This is a genomic window from Novosphingobium sp. 9 (assembly GCF_025340265.1).
Lineage (GTDB): Bacteria > Pseudomonadota > Alphaproteobacteria > Sphingomonadales > Sphingomonadaceae > Novosphingobium.
This window is the reverse complement of record NZ_CP022707.1, coordinates 1,850,247-1,868,323: the sequence shown is the minus strand read 5'-3', so window position 1 is coordinate 1,868,323 and position 18,077 is coordinate 1,850,247. Positions and strand designations below refer to the sequence as shown.

At 64.6% G+C, this 18,077-nt stretch carries 20 protein-coding genes; 14 read left to right on the top strand and 6 right to left on the bottom strand.

Annotated features, from left to right (window positions below):
• Nucleotides 1-43: 43 nt before the first annotated feature.
• The 6 genes from trpE to trpC are packed head-to-tail and all read left to right on the top strand — an operon-like array spanning nt 44 to nt 5,328.
• Nucleotides 44-1,570 (top strand): anthranilate synthase component I, encoded by a 1,527-nt coding sequence (trpE, locus tag CI805_RS09290; protein WP_260922400.1) that lies wholly within the window; start codon nt 44-46, stop codon nt 1,568-1,570.
• Entirely contained in the window at nt 1,567-2,082 is a 516-nt protein-coding gene (locus CI805_RS09285) for a hypothetical protein (protein ID WP_260922397.1), read from the top strand. The genes trpE and CI805_RS09285 overlap by 4 nt, the downstream gene beginning before the upstream one ends.
• Nucleotides 2,063-2,899, top strand: a complete 837-nt coding sequence (locus tag CI805_RS09280; RefSeq protein WP_260922394.1) for a phosphodiester glycosidase family protein — start codon at nt 2,063-2,065, stop codon at nt 2,897-2,899. Before CI805_RS09285 ends, CI805_RS09280 begins: the two co-directional genes overlap by 20 nt.
• Complete coding sequence (locus tag CI805_RS09275; protein ID WP_260922390.1) at nt 2,896-3,510, top strand: anthranilate synthase component II; 615 nt, start codon at nt 2,896-2,898, stop codon at nt 3,508-3,510. Before CI805_RS09280 ends, CI805_RS09275 begins: the two co-directional genes overlap by 4 nt.
• Complete coding sequence (gene trpD, locus CI805_RS09270; protein WP_260927920.1) at nt 3,510-4,502, top strand: anthranilate phosphoribosyltransferase; 993 nt, start codon at nt 3,510-3,512, stop codon at nt 4,500-4,502. The genes CI805_RS09275 and trpD overlap by 1 nt, the downstream gene beginning before the upstream one ends.
• Nucleotides 4,503-4,536: 34 nt before the next feature.
• Nucleotides 4,537-5,328 (top strand): indole-3-glycerol phosphate synthase TrpC, encoded by a 792-nt coding sequence (gene trpC / locus CI805_RS09265; protein ID WP_260922386.1) that lies wholly within the window; start codon nt 4,537-4,539, stop codon nt 5,326-5,328.
• A 7-nt stretch (nt 5,329-5,335) separates the two neighbouring features.
• On the opposite strand, the gene CI805_RS09260 is transcribed toward trpC, so the two are convergent.
• A complete protein-coding gene (locus CI805_RS09260; protein ID WP_260922382.1) occupies nt 5,336-6,244 on the bottom strand; it encodes a GyrI-like domain-containing protein in 909 nt (302 codons plus the stop codon).
• Between CI805_RS09260 and CI805_RS09255 the strand changes: the two genes are divergently transcribed.
• From CI805_RS09255 to lexA, 5 genes are all read left to right on the top strand, one after another.
• Nucleotides 6,243-6,608, top strand: coding sequence for a hypothetical protein (locus tag CI805_RS09255; RefSeq protein WP_260922371.1), 366 nt, complete (start codon nt 6,243-6,245; stop codon nt 6,606-6,608). The genes CI805_RS09260 and CI805_RS09255 overlap by 2 nt on opposite strands.
• Nucleotides 6,605-7,108: a cyclic pyranopterin monophosphate synthase MoaC gene (moaC, locus tag CI805_RS09250; protein WP_260922369.1), complete on the top strand. Its 504-nt coding sequence runs from the start codon at nt 6,605-6,607 to the stop codon at nt 7,106-7,108. Before CI805_RS09255 ends, moaC begins: the two co-directional genes overlap by 4 nt.
• Nucleotides 7,105-7,464 carry a hypothetical protein gene (locus CI805_RS20890; RefSeq protein WP_313958487.1) on the top strand — a complete coding sequence of 120 codons (360 nt, stop codon included), beginning with the start codon at nt 7,105-7,107 and terminating at the stop codon, nt 7,462-7,464. The genes moaC and CI805_RS20890 overlap by 4 nt, the downstream gene beginning before the upstream one ends.
• 47 nt (nt 7,465-7,511) lie before the next feature.
• Nucleotides 7,512-8,318, top strand: coding sequence for a molybdopterin-binding protein (locus tag CI805_RS09245; protein WP_313958486.1), 807 nt, complete (start codon nt 7,512-7,514; stop codon nt 8,316-8,318).
• A gap of 95 nt (nt 8,319-8,413) precedes the next feature.
• Entirely contained in the window at nt 8,414-9,115 is a 702-nt protein-coding gene (gene lexA, locus CI805_RS09240) for a transcriptional repressor LexA (RefSeq protein WP_260922366.1), read from the top strand.
• A gap of 93 nt (nt 9,116-9,208) precedes the next feature.
• On the opposite strand, the gene CI805_RS09235 is transcribed toward lexA, so the two are convergent.
• Nucleotides 9,209-11,473 (bottom strand): ComEC/Rec2 family competence protein, encoded by a 2,265-nt coding sequence (locus CI805_RS09235; protein ID WP_260922363.1) that lies wholly within the window; start codon nt 11,471-11,473, stop codon nt 9,209-9,211.
• Nucleotides 11,474-11,502: 29 nt separating this feature from the next.
• On the opposite strand from CI805_RS09235, the gene gltX reads away from it, so the two are divergent.
• Nucleotides 11,503-12,957, top strand: coding sequence for a glutamate--tRNA ligase (gene gltX, locus CI805_RS09230; RefSeq protein ID WP_260922361.1), 1,455 nt, complete (start codon nt 11,503-11,505; stop codon nt 12,955-12,957).
• Between the two features lie 19 nt (nt 12,958-12,976).
• Nucleotides 12,977-14,260, top strand: coding sequence for a citrate synthase (locus CI805_RS09225; protein ID WP_260922358.1), 1,284 nt, complete (start codon nt 12,977-12,979; stop codon nt 14,258-14,260).
• 95 nt (nt 14,261-14,355) lie between these two features.
• Here the strand turns inward: CI805_RS09225 and CI805_RS20885 are convergent, their stop codons facing one another.
• Genes CI805_RS20885 through CI805_RS09210 form a run of 4 tightly spaced genes read right to left on the bottom strand, consistent with a single transcriptional unit; the run spans nt 14,356 to nt 17,374 of the window.
• Nucleotides 14,356-14,817 (bottom strand): ATP-binding protein, encoded by a 462-nt coding sequence (locus CI805_RS20885; protein WP_313958485.1) that lies wholly within the window; start codon nt 14,815-14,817, stop codon nt 14,356-14,358.
• Nucleotides 14,706-15,713, bottom strand: coding sequence for a sensor histidine kinase (locus CI805_RS09220; RefSeq protein ID WP_313958484.1), 1,008 nt, complete (start codon nt 15,711-15,713; stop codon nt 14,706-14,708). The genes CI805_RS20885 and CI805_RS09220 overlap by 112 nt, the downstream gene beginning before the upstream one ends.
• Before the next feature lie 29 nt (nt 15,714-15,742).
• Nucleotides 15,743-16,705, bottom strand: a complete 963-nt coding sequence (locus CI805_RS09215; protein ID WP_260922342.1) for a hypothetical protein — start codon at nt 16,703-16,705, stop codon at nt 15,743-15,745.
• A gap of 36 nt (nt 16,706-16,741) precedes the next feature.
• Nucleotides 16,742-17,374, bottom strand: coding sequence for a hypothetical protein (locus tag CI805_RS09210; RefSeq protein ID WP_260922340.1), 633 nt, complete (start codon nt 17,372-17,374; stop codon nt 16,742-16,744).
• A gap of 111 nt (nt 17,375-17,485) precedes the next feature.
• Here CI805_RS09210 and CI805_RS09205 point away from each other — a divergent pair, with 111 nt between their 5' ends.
• Nucleotides 17,486-17,947 carry a hypothetical protein gene (locus CI805_RS09205; protein ID WP_260922337.1) on the top strand — a complete coding sequence of 154 codons (462 nt, stop codon included), beginning with the start codon at nt 17,486-17,488 and terminating at the stop codon, nt 17,945-17,947.
• The last annotated feature ends 130 nt before the right edge of the window (nt 17,948-18,077 follow it).

Here is an 18,077-nt window from a genome sequence, read left to right as displayed (position 1 = left end):
CGAAGAACCGCATACCCCAAACAGCATACCGGGAACCCAAGTGATGGTGCATGAAACCGACCACGCGGCCGCGCTCGCCTGCCTCGAAGCGGGACGTCCGGCTCTCGCCTGGCGGCGGTTGGTTGCGGACACCGTCACCCCGGTCGGCGCCGCGCTCAAGCTGTTCGAGGATGGCCGCGGCGACTTCGTGCTCGAATCGGTGGAAGGCGGCGAGACGCGCGGGCGCTACAGCCTGATCGGCCTCGATCCTGACCTCGTGTTCCGCGCCATCGGTCCCAAGGCTGAAATCAACCGCGGCTGGAAGCACGATCGCAAGGCCTTTGCGCCGCTCCCCGGCGACAGCCTCACCGAACTGCGCCGCCTTGTCGCCTCATGCAAGATGGACGTGCCTGCCGAGCTGCCCCCCGCGCTTGCCTGCGTGGTCGGCTATTTCGGCTACGAGACCATCGGCCTTGTCGAGAAGCTGCCGCGCGCGCCGCAAAGCCCGCTCGAACTGCCCGACATGCTGTTCGTGCGCCCCTCCGTCATCCTCGTGTTCGACCGACTGAGCGACGAGCTGTTCTGTGTCGCCCCGGTCTGGCCGCAGCCCTTGTGGAGCGGCACCGCCGATGCCGAGCGGGCGCTCGACATGGCGCGCGACCGCATCGACGAGACCCTGCGCCGCCTTGCCGAACCCGTACCGGCAGAGCCTGCCGCGCTCGAACTGCCCGTGGCCGAACGCCAGCCCGTGATGGCCCCTGAGGATTACCGCGCCATGGTCCTTCGCGCGAAGGACTACATCGAGGCGGGCGATATCTTCCAGGTGGTGCTGGCCCAGCGCTTCACCTGCGAGTTCCCGCTGCCGCCGCTGGCGCTCTATCGCTCGCTTCGCCGCATCAATCCTTCGCCGTTCCTCTATTTCCTCGACCTGCCCGGCTTCGCGCTGATCGGATCGAGCCCGGAAATCCTCGTGCGCGTGCGAGATGGCGAAGTCACCATCCGCCCGATCGCGGGCACCCGCCCGCGCGGCAAGACCGCGATCGAGGACAAGGCGAACGAGGAAAGCCTGCTCGCCGATCCCAAGGAGCGCGCCGAGCACCTGATGCTGCTCGATCTTGGCCGCAACGATGTGGGCCGGGTAGCCGCTGCGGGCACGGTCGAAGTGACCGACAGCTACACCATCGAGCGTTACAGCCACGTCATGCACATTGTCTCGAACGTGGTCGGCCAGCTGGACGACAAGCGTCACGATGCCGTGGATGCAGTCTTCGCAGGGTTCCCCGCAGGCACCGTCTCGGGCGCGCCCAAGGTTCGCGCCTGCCAGATCATCGCCGAACTCGAACCCGAGACGCGCGGCGCCTATGCGGGCGGCGTCGGCTATTTCGCGCCGGACGGCTCGGTCGATTCGTGCATCGTCCTGCGCACCGGAGTCCTCAAGGACGGCGTGCTCCACGTTCAGGCGGGCGCCGGCATCGTTGCCGATTCCGACCCCGAATACGAACACCGCGAATGCGAGGCCAAGTCCGGCGCGCTCTTCGCCGCTGCCCGCGAAGCCTTGCGCGTCGCCGGAGAGCCGGGTTTCGGCCAATGACGTCCCGTCCTGCCGGGCGGGATATCGAAGTCATCCTGACCGAAGCAGATATTCGCGAGGCACTGACCGCCCGGCGTAGCCTTGGCCGCGAGGTCTTCCGCGATCCGTTCTTCGGGTTCCTGCTGGCGGTCATCGCCATGGTCATCGGCAACGGCGGTCAGTTCCACGCGCTCTATCTGCTGAGCGGTCTGGCCGTCATGGTGGTGCTGGCAGGCTGGTACTACTGGCGCCGCGAGCCCCGCTTCGAGGCCGAAGTGGCGCGCGAGATCCGCTATCGCCAGACGCTGGATGCCAACAAGGGACCGCTGCACGTCATCATCGCGCGCGAAGGTCTTGCCATGGCGCGCGGCGGAAAGGTCGAGCAATTGCCGTGGAGCGCCCGCAAGCTGCGCGGCGAACTCGAAGGCGTCTTCCTCGTGCGCGACGATGTGCTGCCCAAGCGGCTGTTCTCGCCCGCCGAAATCAAGCTGCTGCGCACAGGGCTTCCCGACAATGCTGCGCCGCGCGGCTGAGCCTGTCCCTCGCATTGCACTGACGGCGGGCCTGCTCGCAGTCCTCGCCGCGTGCTCGCCATCCCAATCCGAAAAGCCTGCCCCGCAAGCCAGTGAAACCCCGCCGCCCGCCGCCTGCGAGAGCGCGCAGTTCGAGGGCACCCCGCTCACCCACTGCACCGCGCGGACCGGTCTCAACCGGATCGTGACCGTGCTGGGACCTGCAGGCGGCAAGCCTTACCGTAGCCTCTCCGAACTGGCCCTCGCCCGCAGCCATGCGCAAGGCGGCAAGGCCCAGCCTGCCGTCGCCTTTGCGATGAATGCAGGCATGTTCGACACACAGGGCCTTCCCATCGGCTACTACGTCGAGAACGGAAAGCGCGGCCACGAACTGAACACCAACGAAGGCTGGGGCAATTTCCACCTCAAGCCCAACGGCGTGTTCTACGGCGCGGCGAACGGCCCCTGGGCGATCCGCACCAGCGACGATTTTCAGGCCCATGTCTCCAGCCGCCCAGACTTCGGCACGCAATCGGGGCCGATGCTGGTGATCGGCGGCAAGCTGCACCCCAAGCTCGACAGCGACGGTGCTTCGCTCAAGCTGCGCAACGCCGTGGGCGTGGACGACAAAGGCAACGCCCATTTCGTCATCGCCGATGCCCCGGTCTCGTTCGGGCGCCTTGCGCGCTATTTCCGCGATGTGCTCCATTGCCGCAACGCGCTGTTCCTCGATGGCTCGGTCTCCTCCTTGTGGGACCCCGAACATGGCCGTGTCGACGGCGGCCCTGCGCTCGGCCCCTTGATCGTCGTCGAGAAAAGGACGAAGGCGAAACCATGATCCTCGTCATCGACAATTACGACAGCTTCACCTGGAACCTCGTCCACTACCTGATGGAACTGGGCGCGCAGGTTGAGGTCGTGCGCAACGACGCGCTTTCCGCCGCGCAGGCCGTGGGTTCGGGCGCCAAGGGCTTCCTGATCTCGCCCGGCCCCTGCACGCCGAACGAGGCAGGCGTCAGCCTCGATCTCGTGGGCGCGGCGGCGGACAGCGGCATTCCACTGCTGGGCGTGTGCCTTGGCCACCAGTCGATCGGCCAGTATTTCGGCGGCAAAGTGGTGCGCGGCGGGCTGATGCACGGCAAGACCAGCCCGGTCACGCACGATGGCAGCGGCGTCTTCGCAGGCCTGCCCTCGCCGTTCACCGCGACGCGCTATCACTCGCTGATCGTCGAGGACATCCCCGAGGTGCTCCACGTCAACGCGCGCAGCGACGACGATCACGTCATGGGCTTCCGCCACAGGACGCTGCCGATCCACGGCGTGCAGTTCCACCCCGAATCGATCGCGACCGAGCACGGCCACGCGATGCTCGCCAACTGGCTCAAGGCCTGCGGTGTCGATGCGGTGCTGCCCGAGCGAGTGCGCGCGAAAGAAAGCCTGAGCGCGTGATCGCCACCCTCCCCGATCCGCTCCACCCGATTGCCGAGGACGAGGCCGAAGCCGCGTTCGGTGCGATCCTCGACGGGCAGGTTCCCGAAGAGACCATCGCCGCGTTTCTGATCGCGCTGTCCGAGCGTGGTGAAGTCGCCAGCGAGATCGTCGGCGCCGCACGGGCGATGCGCGCGCGGATGATCCCCATCGATGCGCCTGCCAATGCGCTCGACGTGTGCGGCACCGGCGGCGACGGGCACCATACGCTCAACGTCTCGACCGCCGTCTCGCTGGTGGTCGCGGCCTGCGGCGTGCCGGTCGCCAAGCACGGCAACCGCGCGGCGAGTTCCAAGGCAGGCGCGGCGGACACGCTCGAAGCGCTCGGCCTCAATCTCGACCGGGCGGCGGAGACGGCGGAAGAGACGCTGCGCGATCTCAATATCTGTTTCCTGTTCGCCGCTGCCCATCACCCGACGATGGGGCGCCTGATGCCGCTGCGCCGCGCGATCGGACGCCGCACGATCTTCAACCTGATGGGGCCGCTCGCCAATCCCGCGAAAGTCACGCGCCAGCTGGTCGGCATTGCGCGTCCGGCCTACGTGCCGATCTATGCCGAGGCGATCCTGCGGCTCGGCACCGAGCACTCGATGGTGATCTCGGGCGACGAGGGTCTCGACGAGCTGAGCCTTGCGGGCGGCAACGAAGTCGCCGACATTCGCGGCGGCGAAGTCTCGATGCGCCGTGTCGCGCCGCTCGACGTGGGTCTGCCCGAAGCCGGGATCGACGCGATCCGGGGCGGCGATCCGGCCTATAACGCGGCGGCCTTGCGCGGCCTGCTGATGGGCGAGCCCTCGGCCTATCGCGACGCGGTGCTGCTCAATGCGGCAGGCGCGCTGATGGTCGCGGGCGAAGTCTCCTCGTGGCGCGACGGCGTCGAGGAAGCCGCCGAGGCCATCGACAAGGGGCTCGCCAAGGCCCTGCTCGACTGCTGGATCGACACGCTGCGCTGAAGCAAGCATCCCTACTTTTTCAAGGTTTCTCCCGATGGCCGACAAGCTCACCGAAATCTGTGCGACCAAGCGCGAGGAAGTCCTCGCTCGCAAGGCACTGACCACGCTCGCCGATCTTGATGCGCGTACCGCCCAGCAGAGCGCTCCGCGCGGCTTCGAGGCAGCGCTGCGGACCAAGGCCGAGACCGGCTTCGCGCTGATCGCCGAGATCAAGAAAGCCTCGCCCTCCAAGGGCCTGATCCGCGAGGACTTCCGCCCCGCAGAGCACGCCGCAGCCTATGAACAGGGCGGCGCGGCCTGTCTTTCGGTTCTGACCGACGCCCCCTACTTTCAGGGGCACGAGGATTTCCTGATCGAGGCGCGCGCGGCCTGTGCGCTGCCGGTGATCCGCAAGGACTTCATGATCGATCCGTGGCAGGTGGCCGAAGCGCGCGCCATCGGCGCCGATGCCATCCTCATCATCGTCGCCGCGCTCGACGATGTACTGATGGCCGAGATCGAGGCCGCCGCGCACGGCTATGGCATGGACTGCCTTGTCGAAGTGCACAACGAAGAGGAAATGGCGCGCGCGGCCAGGCTGAAGTCGCGCCTCATCGGCGTGAACAACCGCGATCTCAAGCGCTTCGTCACCGACATCGGCGTGACCGAGCGCCTCGCACCGCTGGCGCCCGAAGGCACCCTGCTGGTGAGCGAGAGCGGGATCAACGCCCATGCCGACCTCACGCGCCTGTCGGCATGCGGCGCGCGGACCTTCCTTGTCGGCGAAAGCCTGATGCGCCACGCCGACGTCACCGCCGCCACCCGCGCGCTGCTGACGGGGGCCTGAGCGTCCCTCACCCCTCCAGCGGCAGCATCAGTTCGGTGAGCGCCTCGGCTTCGGGCACCATCGGGTAAAGCCGCACGCGCTCGCAGAACAGCGGATAGTCGCGCAAGGTCTCGCCGCTGGCGGGCAGCCAGTCGCGATAGAGCGCGATGGCCGGGGCTTCGAGGTCCATCCCCCGCCCCGGCACCGGCAAGACCGCCACGCGCCCGCCGGGAATCTCGACCCGCTCGACACCGGCCGCCGCATCCCCCTTGAACGCGCCCAGCTTCGCCGCCGGAACCGAAGCGCAGAGCACCAGTCGATAGTCCTCCACCGGCACGCTGCGCGGATCGACCGGGAACAGCGTGAAGGTGCGGCTGAGCGGCGGCACCAGCCCCGCCTCGCGTCGCAAGTCGATGAAGCGGCGGATGGTGTCCTCCAGCGACGCCGGACCGCCGCGATGCTCCATGGCGGCGACGATCACGGGAGCAAATTCGCGAATTTCAACACCATTCAGCATCGTAGCATTCGTCATCACACGGCTCCTTGCCTGTTGAAGTCTGTCGCCCAGATCGCGCCAGGCGCTCCAGTTCGGCGCGCGGCGAAACGCGCTGGGAGAGCTTGCGAACTGCCGCCGGAAAGCGCGGGTGAACGCCTCCAGTGTCTCGTAGCCGGCATCGAACGCGAGATCGGTCACGCCCGTTTGCGAATGGAAGCCGAGGCGATGCGCCGCGCGGTGAAGCCGCAGGCCTTGCGCGAAATCGTGCGCGGTCAGCCCCGCCAGCCCGCGAAACTGGCGATGGAAGTGATAGCGCGAGAACCCTGCCACCTCGGCCAGCGCCTCAAGATCAGCGGGGCGGCCCTCCTCAGCCTCGATCCGCGCGATCACGGCAGCGAAGCGGTCGGCGTAAGGGTCTCGGCGAGGCGGGTTCTGCGTCATGCCGCTGCTTGTGACAGGATTCGCAGCGGCCCGCCTGCCCGATCTTGCGCTTGTGCGCCCCTTTGAAAGAACATCGTTTTTGTCAGGCACCCTGTCCTGCACCCTGTCCTACTGCGCGCGATTGTGCCAACCAGAGAACATGCTCCACGCTCCCTTTCCTTTCCTGCCCTTGCAAGTGGACACTGCCGACCGGCAAGGCGACACCTTTGCGCCCGAAGATAACGCTGTTAACTTCGGTAAAGTTCGCGTTTTCAATCAGGTAAGCCAGTGTTTCACGTCCAAGGTGACACTTCCTCTCTGGACCGTGTCAACTGTGTCAACCAGCCTCGCCTCGAAGCCGATTTCGGAAAGGTCCATCGCATGACCCGCTCGCTCACCCACATCGATGCCGAGGGCACCGCGCGCATGGTCGATGTCGGGGGCAAGGCCGAGACACAGCGCCTCGCCATCGCCTCGGGCCGCATCACGATGGCCCCCGAAGCGCTCGCCGCGATCCGCGCCGGGAACGCGCCCAAGGGCGACGTGCTGGGCACGGCGCGCATCGCCGGGATACTCGCCGCCAAGAAGACCGGCGACCTCATCCCGATGTGCCATCCGCTCGCGCTCGATGCGGTCAATCTGGACTTTTCGTTCGAGGACAATGCCGTCAGGGCCACCGCCACCGCCTCGCTCACCGGGCGCACGGGCGTCGAGATGGAGGCGATCACCGCCGTCTCGATCGCGCTGGTGACGATCTACGATATGGCCAAGGCGCTCGACAAGGCGATGGTCATCGAGGGCATCCGCCTGATCGAGAAACGCGGCGGCAAGTCCGGCCACTGGCGCGCTCCCGACGCCCCCGACGCGCCGGAGCCCATCGCATGACACCGCCGCTGCCTCTGGAGGACGCGCAGGCACGTCTGCTGGCACTGGTGGAACCGCTATCACCGGAAACGATCGCGACTCAGCATGCCGCGGGCCGCTCCCTTGTCGCGCCCCTGCTCGCCCGGCGCACCCAGCCTGCCGCCGACCTCTCGGCGATGGACGGCTACGCGCTCCGCGCGGACGATCTTTCCGGCCCCTGGCGCGTAATCGGCGAAAGCGCTGCCGGGCATCCTTTCCACGGCACGCCCAAGGCGGGCGAAGCGGTGCGGATCTCCACCGGCGCTCTGCTGCCCGCAAGCGCCGATGCGGTGATCGTACAGGAAGATGTCATCCGTGAGGGGATGTTCTCACCCTGACCGGCGACGGCCCGGACACGCCCCGCAGCCACGTCCGCCCGGCCGGGATGGATTTTCGCACGGGTGACACTGTCATTCCGGCCGGAGCGCCTCTCGCCCCGGCAAGCCTTGCCCTCGCCCTTTCAGCGGGACATGGCACGCTCGATGTCCACCGACTTCCCTCGCTTGCCGTCATCGACAGCGGCGACGAACTTGCAGACGATCCCGCCGACTGCGCCTTGCATCGCATTCCGGCGAGCAACGGCGTCATGCTGAGCGCCCTTGCTGCACCGCTCTGTCATGGCGTCACCCGGACCGGCCCGGTCGCGGATCGTGCGGACGCCCTGCTCGCAGCGTTCGAAAGCGCCCGCGATGCCGATGTCATCGTCACCAGCGGCGGCGCCTCGGTGGGCGACCACGACCTGATCCGGCCCGCGTTGGAAACCTGGGGGGCGCAACTCGCTTTCTGGCGCGTGGCGATCAAGCCCGGCAAACCGCTGCTGATCGCAACGCGCGAAAATGCTGCCCGTCGCCAGATAATCGTGGGATTGCCCGGAAATCCGGTGTCGGCATTCGTGACCGGATATTTCTTCCTGCTCCCTTTGCTACGCCGACTGGGTGGCGCGAAAATGGCGACCCCGCGCTCGATCGTCACCCGTCTGGCCGGCTCGACGCCCGCGACCGGTAGCCGCCGTGAGTTCGTTCGGGGAATATGGGACGGCGAAGCGGTTCAGCCCATACCCTTGCGCGATAGTGGCGCACTGACATCTCTGGCTCATGCCGATGCCCTTATCGATCTTCCCGCTGGCAGCCCGCCCCGCCGGCAGGGTGACAATGCGCGCATCTACTTGATCCGGAACGGCGGTATTGCTTGACCGGGCGCAATTTGTTGCTTAGTTGTTCTCACATTGTTCACGCTTTAGAGCAGTGAGGCGGTCATGCCTCACCAGATCGGCAAGAGGCAGCGACCATGTTGACGCGCAAACAGCACGAATTGCTCCGGTTCATTCAGGTCCGTCTGGAAGAAAGCGGTATCTCGCCAAGCTTTGAAGAAATGAAGGAAGCCCTCGACCTCAAGTCCAAGTCGGGTGTGCACCGCCTGATTTCGGCACTGGAGGAACGCGGCTTCATTCGCCGCCTGCCCAACCGGGCCCGCGCGCTGGAAGTCCTGCGCCAGCCCGAAGACGCCACAAGCAAGCCCGCTCCGTCCCGCCCGGCAGAGGCTGGCGTTGCAGCCTCCTCGCTCACAAGCGGCACGCCTGCGCCTCGCACTCCGGCGAACAATAACGATGTGATCGAAATTCCTCTTCACGGAAAGATCGCTGCCGGCGTTCCGATCGAGGCCCTTGAAACGCACGCAATGTTGCCCGTGCCTGCCGCTCTGCTGGGCGCCGGCGACCACTATGCACTGGAGGTTTCGGGGGACTCGATGATCGAGGCAGGTATTCTCGATGGCGACTTCGCCCTGGTCAAACGCACCAATACAGCGCGTGACGGGGAAATCGTGGTGGCACTTGTGCGCGGAGAAGAAGCCACTCTCAAATATCTTCAGCGTGAGGGTGGCATGGTTCGGCTGGAACCTGCCAACGCCGCTTACGAACCTCAGATCTATGCCCCGCAAGACGTCGAGGTTCAGGGCAAACTCGCCGGCCTGCTGCGCCGCTACCATTGAACCGGAATTGCGGTAGATGACTGCTCCGACATGGCAAAGCAGTCATCTTGCAATCGACAGGCAAGCTCCCGCCTCGCAGCCGGGTCCAGCCCCCTATAGCGCTGAAGACGATACTGAACGGTCGTCTGATTGAGAATGATCGTCGGATCGCAATCGCAGTCGATGGTTCGTCCCGCTGGGTATGGGCCGCCACCAGCCATGCCCCCCTTGCCCTGCGGCAACGGTATCGACGGACTGGCCTTCCAGATCGATCGACAGGCCGCCGGTACGGCCCAGTGTATCGCGATCGATCAATAGCCACGCGGGCCGGCAACTCGATGCCAGCCATCGATCGGCGATCACAATGTCGGCACCGGCGCATGCCGCCGCAAGACTACGCTCGCTGACCGCTTCATGCCCGCGAGACAGAAGAACGCGCCACAAGCGCCCTGTCTTCGAAATATCGATACGACAGAAATCGTCATTGCATCGCGCCGACGGCCAGGTCTCCAATGGCCGCAGATCTCCGGAAAAGCCGGCTATTTCCTTGATGCTCTGGCGGGTATAATCGCTGCGAGTATTGCGTAATGTCAGCAGAGTGCGCCCCCCGTCCTCGACGATGGCAACATGTCGGCCATCGCCTGTGACGAGAATATCGGGCGGTTGCAGAGTACATAGCCACAGCACGCCTGCGAATGCGGGCAACAGCCCCCACAGGCGCACAGCCCCACGCCAAAGCCCCAACCATAGCCCGCCAAACGCAAACAGGGCAAAAGCCACACCGCTCATCGTGGGCAACAGCGTGACAGCGCCTGGGCGCTCGGCCACCCAATGCGCCAGCCCGATGAGAAAGCGGATCGCCTGTCCCGCCACCCACCATGCCGGCGCGCCCAGATGGGCAATATCCAGCACAAGCGCCAATGCGACCGCAGGCATGATCACGACAGTCGTCAGCGGGATCGCGATGACATTCGCAATCGCCCCGTAGAGCCCCGCTCGATGAAAGTGATAGAACCCGATGGGCATCAGCGCCAATTCGACGACGATGCCAGAGATGAGAAGCATCGCGGTCGCGCGGGCGGTTCGCGCGATCACCCCCTCTTCGCGAGGCGCCAGAAATCGCCGGACCGGCTGTGCACCGCTGAGACTGACAATCGCCAGAACGGCGGCGAAGCTCATCTGGAAGCTGGGCCCTACCATGGCTTCCGGCCAGATCAGCAGAACGCCGAAGGCCGCGACCGCGAGCATGCGCAAGGAAAGCGCCTCACGCCCCGTCGCCATCGCCGCCAGCACGAGGAGCGCCCCAAAACACGAGCGCATCGTCGGCACCTGCGATCCGGTTAGCACAGTGTAGGCAATCCCCGTCATCGCTCCGGATATTGCTGCCAAAAACGGCAGACGTGCTCGCAGGACTATCCCAGGGACCAGCGCAAGCACGCGCAGAACGAGAAAATAGGCTGCTGCTATCACGGCACTGACATGGAGCCCGCTGATCGATAGCAGATGCGCCAGCCCGGCATCGCGCATCGCCTGCGCATCGCTTTCAGGAATGGCGCCGACATCGCCCGACGCAAGCGCGCTGGCGATCCCCCCGGTATCCTTGCCCAGCCTGTCGAGGATATGGGCTGCCAATCGGTTGCGCAATTCACCGATACGGTCTCGCGCCCCGTCGTGCGAAACGACTCGCAGTTCCGACATCGCCGATCCGGTTGCCGACAACCCTGAAAACCACGCCGTGCGGGCAAAGTTGTAGGCACCAGGCAACATCGGCGGTGCTGGCGGCATAAGTCTGACTTTCGCGCGAACGGTATCTCCCGCCTTCGCCCCTCCGCCACGATACTCATCCGGCACATTCACGCGCACTTTCGAGGCTCCAGAGCCGGAAAGCGTCCCGACAGCCAAAATCAATTGTTCGCGATGCAGCGCCGGTTGTGGTTGCATAGCAAGCACAACCCCTTCGATTTCCGACACGCCACTGCCTTCGAACGGCGCCGGACCGATGATGCTCGAACGCGCCCAAACGACGCACAGGCCTGCCGTCGCCATCAGTATAAGACCGAGCAATGCTCTGAAAATATGCGGATAATTGACATACCCCGGACGAAGCAGCCACAGCAGCCCGACCATCGTTGCTGCACCTGCGAGGAACAGGGACCATTCCCGCACAGAGCCAAGCGCGAACCACGATACAATACCTGCACCAAATGCAACTGACAGCCATGGCGCGCGTTCGTATGCCGCCCGGACAAGAAAATCTTCGAGCCCGGCCAAACCCCTCGACAAACGCCTCGCGGTGTTCCAAGGCCCCTGCTGCAACGCAGCGGGCGCCGGATCAACCGGCAGCGAACTGCGGTTTCGGGACGCGGCATGGGAGGCCATGCCGCCCATAGGACAGGAAGGACGAATAAATGGCAAGCGAGGTTGCAACGGGATCTGCGGCAGGCAAACGGCCGGTCGTCACCCGGTTCGCGCCCTCGCCGACCGGGTTCCTTCATATCGGCGGCGCGCGCACGGCGCTGTTCAACTGGCTGTTCGCCCGCCACCACGGCGGCAAATACCTCCTGCGCATCGAGGACACCGACCGTGAGCGCTCGACCGAGCCCGCGATCGAAGCCATTTTCGATGGTCTGCGCTGGCTGGACCTTGACGGCGACGAGGCCCCGGTGTTCCAGTTCGCCCGCTCCGATCGCCATGCCGAAGTCGCCGCACAGATGCTGGCCTCGGGCGATGCCTATCGCTGTTACCTGACGCAGGACGAACTCGCCGAGCGCCGCAAGAAGGCGCAGGAAGAGCGCCGCCCCTTCCGCATCGACAGCGAATGGCGCGATGCCGATCCTTCGACCTGGCCCGCCGACGCTTCGTATGTCGTGCGCGTGAAGGCGCCGCGTGAAGGCGAGACGACGATCGTCGATCTCGTTCAGGGCGCCGTCACCGTCCAGAACGTGGAAATCGACGATTTCGTGCTGCTGCGCTCGGACGGCACGCCCACGTATATGCTGGCGGTGGTTGTCGATGACCACGACATGGGCGTCACCCACGTCCTGCGCGGTGACGATCACCTGAATAACGCGTTCCGCCAGCTTGCCATCCTGAACGCCATGGGCTGGGACGTGCCGGTCTACGGACACGTTCCGCTGATCCATGGCGCGGACGGTGCCAAGCTGTCCAAGCGCCACGGCGCGCTCGGCGTTGATGCCTATCGCGACGAGATGGGCCTGCTGCCCGAAGCCGTGTTCAATTACCTGCTGCGCCTTGGCTGGGGCCATGGCGACGACGAGATCATCTCGCGCGAGCAGGCGGTCGAGTGGTTCGACATGGCCGATGTCGGCAAATCGCCCTCGCGCTTCGACATTGCGAAACTGCAGAATCTCAACGGGCACTACCTGCGTGAAGCTGATGACGAGCGCCTTGCCGCGCTGGTCGCGCCGCGCGTCGAGGCTGCCGGCTATGCCGACATCGACCTTGGGCTGCTGGCCCAGGCGATGCCCGTACTCAAGGTCCGCGCCAAGGACCTGAACGAACTTGCCGAAGGCGCTGCCTTCCTGTTTGCCAAACGCCCTCTTGCGTTCAGCGAGAAGGCACAGGCGCTGCTGACCGACGAGGCGCGGGGGCGCCTCGCCTCGATGCACGAGCGCCTGTCCGGGCTGTCCGACTGGACGCCGGAGGCACTGGAAGCGAACCTGAAGGCAATGGCCGAGGACCTGGGGGTCGGACTCGGCAAGCTCGCACAACCGCTGCGAGCCGCTCTGACGGGTCAGACGACCTCGCCAGGCATTTTCGACGTACTGGTTCTGCTCGGGCGGGACGAAAGCCTTGCGCGCATCGGCGCTCAAAGCTCTGCCCCGGTCGGGTCCCAATCATAAAACAAAGGAGTTTGGATAGGTGGGTGATCAGGCAAAACTGAGCTCGGAAGGCAAGGATTTCGAATATCCGGTCCTCAAGGGCAGTGTCGGCCCCGATGTCATCGACATCCGCAAGCTGTACGGCCAGACGGGGAAGTTCACCTTCGACCCCGGCTTCACCTCGACGGCCAGCTGCGAAAGCGCGCTGACCTACATCGATGGTGACGAAGGCGTCCTGCTGCACCGCGGCTACCCGATCGGCCAGCTCGCAGAGCAGTCTTCGTTCATGGAGACCAGCTACCTGCTGCTGAACGGCGAACTGCCGAACGCGGAAGAGCTGAAGGACTTCGAATACACCATCAGCCGCCACACCATGCTGCACGAGCAGCTCAAGAGCTTCTACAGCGGCTTCCGACGCGATGCGCACCCGATGGCGGTGATGTGCGGCGTGGTCGGCGCGCTCTCGGCGTTCTACCCTGACTCGACCGACATCGCCGATCCCGAGCAGCGCAAGATCAGCGCGCATCGCCTGATCGCCAAGATGCCGACGATCGCTGCGGCCGCGTACAAGTACTCGGTCGGCCAGCCGATGCTCTACCCGGACAACAACCTGTCCTACACCGGCAACTTCCTGCGCATGACCTTCGGCGTGCCCGCGGAAGAGTATGAAGTGCTGCCCGAGGTCGAAAAGGCCATGGACCGCATCTTCATCCTGCATGCCGACCACGAGCAGAACGCTTCGACCTCGACCGTGCGCCTTGCCGGCTCGTCGGGCGCGAACCCGTTCGCATGTATCGCGGCGGGCATCGCCTGCCTCTGGGGCCCCGCTCACGGCGGCGCCAACGAGGCCGCGCTCAACATGCTGCGCGAGATCGGCACGCCCGATCGCATCCAGCACTACATCGATCGCGCCAAGGACAAGAACGATCCGTTCCGTCTGATGGGCTTCGGCCACCGCGTGTACAAGAACTACGATCCGCGCGCGACGGTCATGCAGAAGACCGTGCGCGAGGTGTTCAACGCGCTCAAGGTTACGGACCCGGTCTTCGAGACCGCCCTGCGTCTTGAGGAAATCGCGCTGTCCGACCCGTACTTCGCAGAGAAGAAGCTGTTCCCGAACGTCGATTTCTACTCGGGCATCATCCTCTCGGCGATCGGCTTCCCGACCACGATGTTCACCGTGCTCTTCGCGCTCGCCCGCACCGTGGGCTGGGTCGCGCAGTGGAACGAAATGATCTCGGATCCAGGCCAGAAGATCGGCCGTCCGCGCCAGCTCTACACTGGCCCCACGCAGCGCGATTACGTGCCGCTGGCCCAGCGCTGAGCGCTTGCAGATCCGATCATCGGACAAGAAAAAGGCCCCGGAAACGGGGCCTTTTTTTCACCTGTTCGCCCTGATCGCTGGAGGCAGACCGATCGTCAGTTCGAAAAAGCCGGTAGCGATAATGTAAACCTCGCGCCCTGGCCTTTGATGCTGGAAACAGAGAGTTCGCCTCCCATCGCAGCGGCAAGCCGATGGGAAATATAAAGCCCCAGTCCCGATCCGCCGTCTCCGCTGCGCCCCAGACGCTCGAAACGCTCGAAAACCTTGCGCTGCTCCTCTTCCGTGAGCCCCGGCCCCTCGTCCGTCACGTGGACGCTGTGCGCTTGGCCGGCCAAGCCTTCCTCAATCGCCACTTCGATACGGGAATTCTCCGGCGAATACCGAATAGCGTTCCCGATCAGGTTGAGAAGAACCTGAAGAACCCGTCGGAACTCCCCGCGCGCACTCAGTTCCTGAGCGAGACCGGGGGCTCGACACGAATATTCTTTTCCAGCGCCCGCACATTCAGGATGCCGGCAGCCTGTCTTGCCGCCTGCACCAGATCGATTTCCTCGCAATCGACGCTGAAACCTGCATCCTCGACCACTTCGAGGTCCGCGAAGTCGTCCAGCAATCCGGCAAGCAGAGTACCCGCCGCCACGATCTCACCGGCATATTCCGCATAAGCATCGGGCAAGGGGCCTGCCAGACGCGAACGAATGGTCTCGGCATTGGCAATAACGCGCGAGATCGGCTGCCGAAGCGCCGGAGCGAGATCCTGCGCCACCACGCCGCCGGAAAGCGGTTCAGGGCCGAAATCGGCAGCTGCCAACGGCTGAACGTCTGCAAGCTCTTCCGGTTCATCCGACAGGAGAAGGAGATCGAATCCCGCCGGTTCGGCACCGGGTTGCAATTGAGGTACAAGCGAGACGTGCCAACGCCGCGTCGAGCCTGATACCGTTACTTCCACGCCGTCCAGCAATCGCCAGTGAAGGCCATGCGACCCCGGCAGCCCCACCGGCGGCAGGATATCGGTCCAGGGGCGCCCTACCGCCTGCATGAATATCTGCTGCAGCCCCGCCAGCGCATCCGAACCGGAGTGGGCGGCAAGCACGCGCTGCTGGCTATCGAGTACCGCCGTCAACTCTGAAACGGCCCTGTCGGTCATATTCCGACGTCGCGTTGCAAGATGTCCGTCCTCGGCCAACGGGGATCCGGCCTGCCATGTGCGCAACCGGATCTCGCAACCGGTCTCGTCGCCAAGAGGTACGACATCCACCCATGCCCAGATATGCTCGGCGCCATCAAAGGCGGTAATCTGCCGTGTCAGCACTGCCTTGTTCGATCGGGCAAGCCGCACGACTTCCAGCAATTCCGGGATTGCCAGTGTTCCGGGTATGTCACCGCCGCAATGCAGTTGAAGCGAGGCGAGAGGCTCTTGCGCCGTCATGACACGATCGAGCGCGTCCGTCATGACCTTCGCCAACACGGGAAGCCGGGTATTCATGCCACAGCCCTTCCGCTTTGCGCCAGAACCTCGGCTGCCCGATCTGCTCCCAGTGTCTCGATACCCATAGGCAAAGGGAGTCCGGGATGGATCATGACGAACTGCAACTCGACCGCCGCAGCGCGCAGCCCGGCGGCTCGAAGCTGTAACAGCAGGCGCGCACTTTGCGAGGCATGCAATGAAAAGGCCACCTGATCGCGCACTTCACCCAAGGCCCCTGCCAGCGTGGAAACGAAAAGGCCAACGCCTGCATGTTCGATGGATAGGGCCTTCTCGGCGTCGACAGGCAGTGCGTCGACGATGCTTCTGGCAAGGTCGAGGCGGCATCGCCCCAAGCCGCGAGCTTCTTTCAATCGACGGACGCAATCGGGCAGACGTTCGCCAACGACAGAATGCTCGGCAGCGACGCCGTGAAGCGCAGCCATGATCACGTCGAACTGCGCTGCAGGCAATTCCGCAACCGTAATCGCCATCCGACGCTGGGACTGGCACCATCGGGCCTGCGCCGCCAGATAGGCCATGGCGAGCGACTGAAGCTGCATATCGCTCGATGCTATCAATTCGCGCACCAGCGGAGACGTCACCGCATCCAGCGACAATCTGGCCTGCAGGCGCTGCGTCACCTGATACTCCAGCGCCATGGCATGGAGATGCTGGAGCATGGCTTCATCGACCACCAGCAGATGGAAAAAATCGTTCTCGACCATGTCCCGCTGCGCGGCTTCGGTATAATGATCGTCCGCAAAGATCGCATCTTGCAGTGCATTGGCCAGCGATCGGATCATACCCTTGACCCGTGCCACAATCTCTTCGCTGAACAGATCGTTGCTGTCCTGCTGCAGTAAATGGCGCAGAATTGGTCGTGCTTCCTGTGCAACGGCGTCGCCCTGCATCAGTTGCACGCGCATCGCGGCTTCAAGAGAACCGGCACCGGAGAGATGGTCTTGCGTATCGCTCATCCCTTCCTCGCTAGCCTCACAGTGGTTAAAGTGGTGTTATTCCCGAAACGAACGGGGAATGCACAGGCACGTTATAGCGAGCGCCAGCGCGATAAGCTCCACTGCCGACTGCACCTGACCAAGCACGGCGGCCAACGCCAGCAACAGCGAGACCGCAGCCCTGTCCGAAACCCAGCATGCAATGCGTGCGGGGAGCAACCTTGGCACCAGCAGAAGCAGTAGAATCAGCGAAAGCGGCGCATAGAGCCAGTCGATCCAGGCGCTTCCCGTGATCGGTTGGGCCGCCAGCATCGTCCCTGTAAAAACCGCATCCCTTGCCCATGCGAGCACCTCGGCACGCGTAATAGCCGGGGGCAACTGCCCCACGGACTGCCGCTCGATATTGCGCAGCAGTCGCCCGGCCTCAATGCCGACGCAGGCCAATGCAACAGCTGCAAAGCCTGCCCACAGCATGGAAAACCACGTCATGACAGAGCCGATGAACAGCAACGCCAGGACGGCAAGGCTCATCGCGTTGCTGGCATTTCCGGCATGGAGAAGCGTCGCACCCAGTGCTTTCACGCCGAACCCTGCCACGCGCGTGGACGACCCGGCATTCCGCCCATCGCCAAGACGTGAACGCAACCAATGCACTTCCGCATCGTGTGCCTCACCCTCGTCACGGACCATCCGCCAGGCTCCGCTGCTCCGCAACGACGCCCCGATCTCGCACGTCTCGACACCAGCCTGAAGCGCGATCCGGGTCAGCGCAGACGCCACCTCGACATCTGACGGAAGATCATGAAGCTTCTCGACCAGTTGCGCGGAAATCCGGATGAGACCACCGGCAGCGCGATTGATGTCGATCCGCTCAAAACCTTCTCCGACCGCGCTTTCGACCGGTTGCACAAGAACGGCCTGGGCCCGCTTCTCCAACAGCCCCGCTGCTGCGGCACCATCCGCGAAAAGACCTTCCGAGATTACGACCAGTTCGTCGCGAGCCGTCACCAGGCTCGACAACTGATGGCTTGCCCCAGCAACGTGGAATTGCAGCCCTGCGTTTTCCGCGACGATCTGAAGGGCGGACAGTTCCGCATAAGGACGCCGCGCAAGGCAGATCACCCGCTGGCAGTCCAATGCCAGCGCGATGCTCAACTGGTGCTGCGCGACAGTCGCCCCCGCCACGCGCAAGAATGCGCGCGGCGTAGTCTGTCCCGCAACAGCAGGCTCGGTGATGGCGAGCAAAGCGATACGCAATGGTGATTCCCGAATATCCCAAGGCATTATCTAGGTTGACCGCCGCGCAGTGCCAAGCGTGGCCGACGATTTGCACCCGGTAATATTCGGCAAGTCCGGTGCAGTCCTTGCCGGCGATTGCCGAAAGCGACTGAGG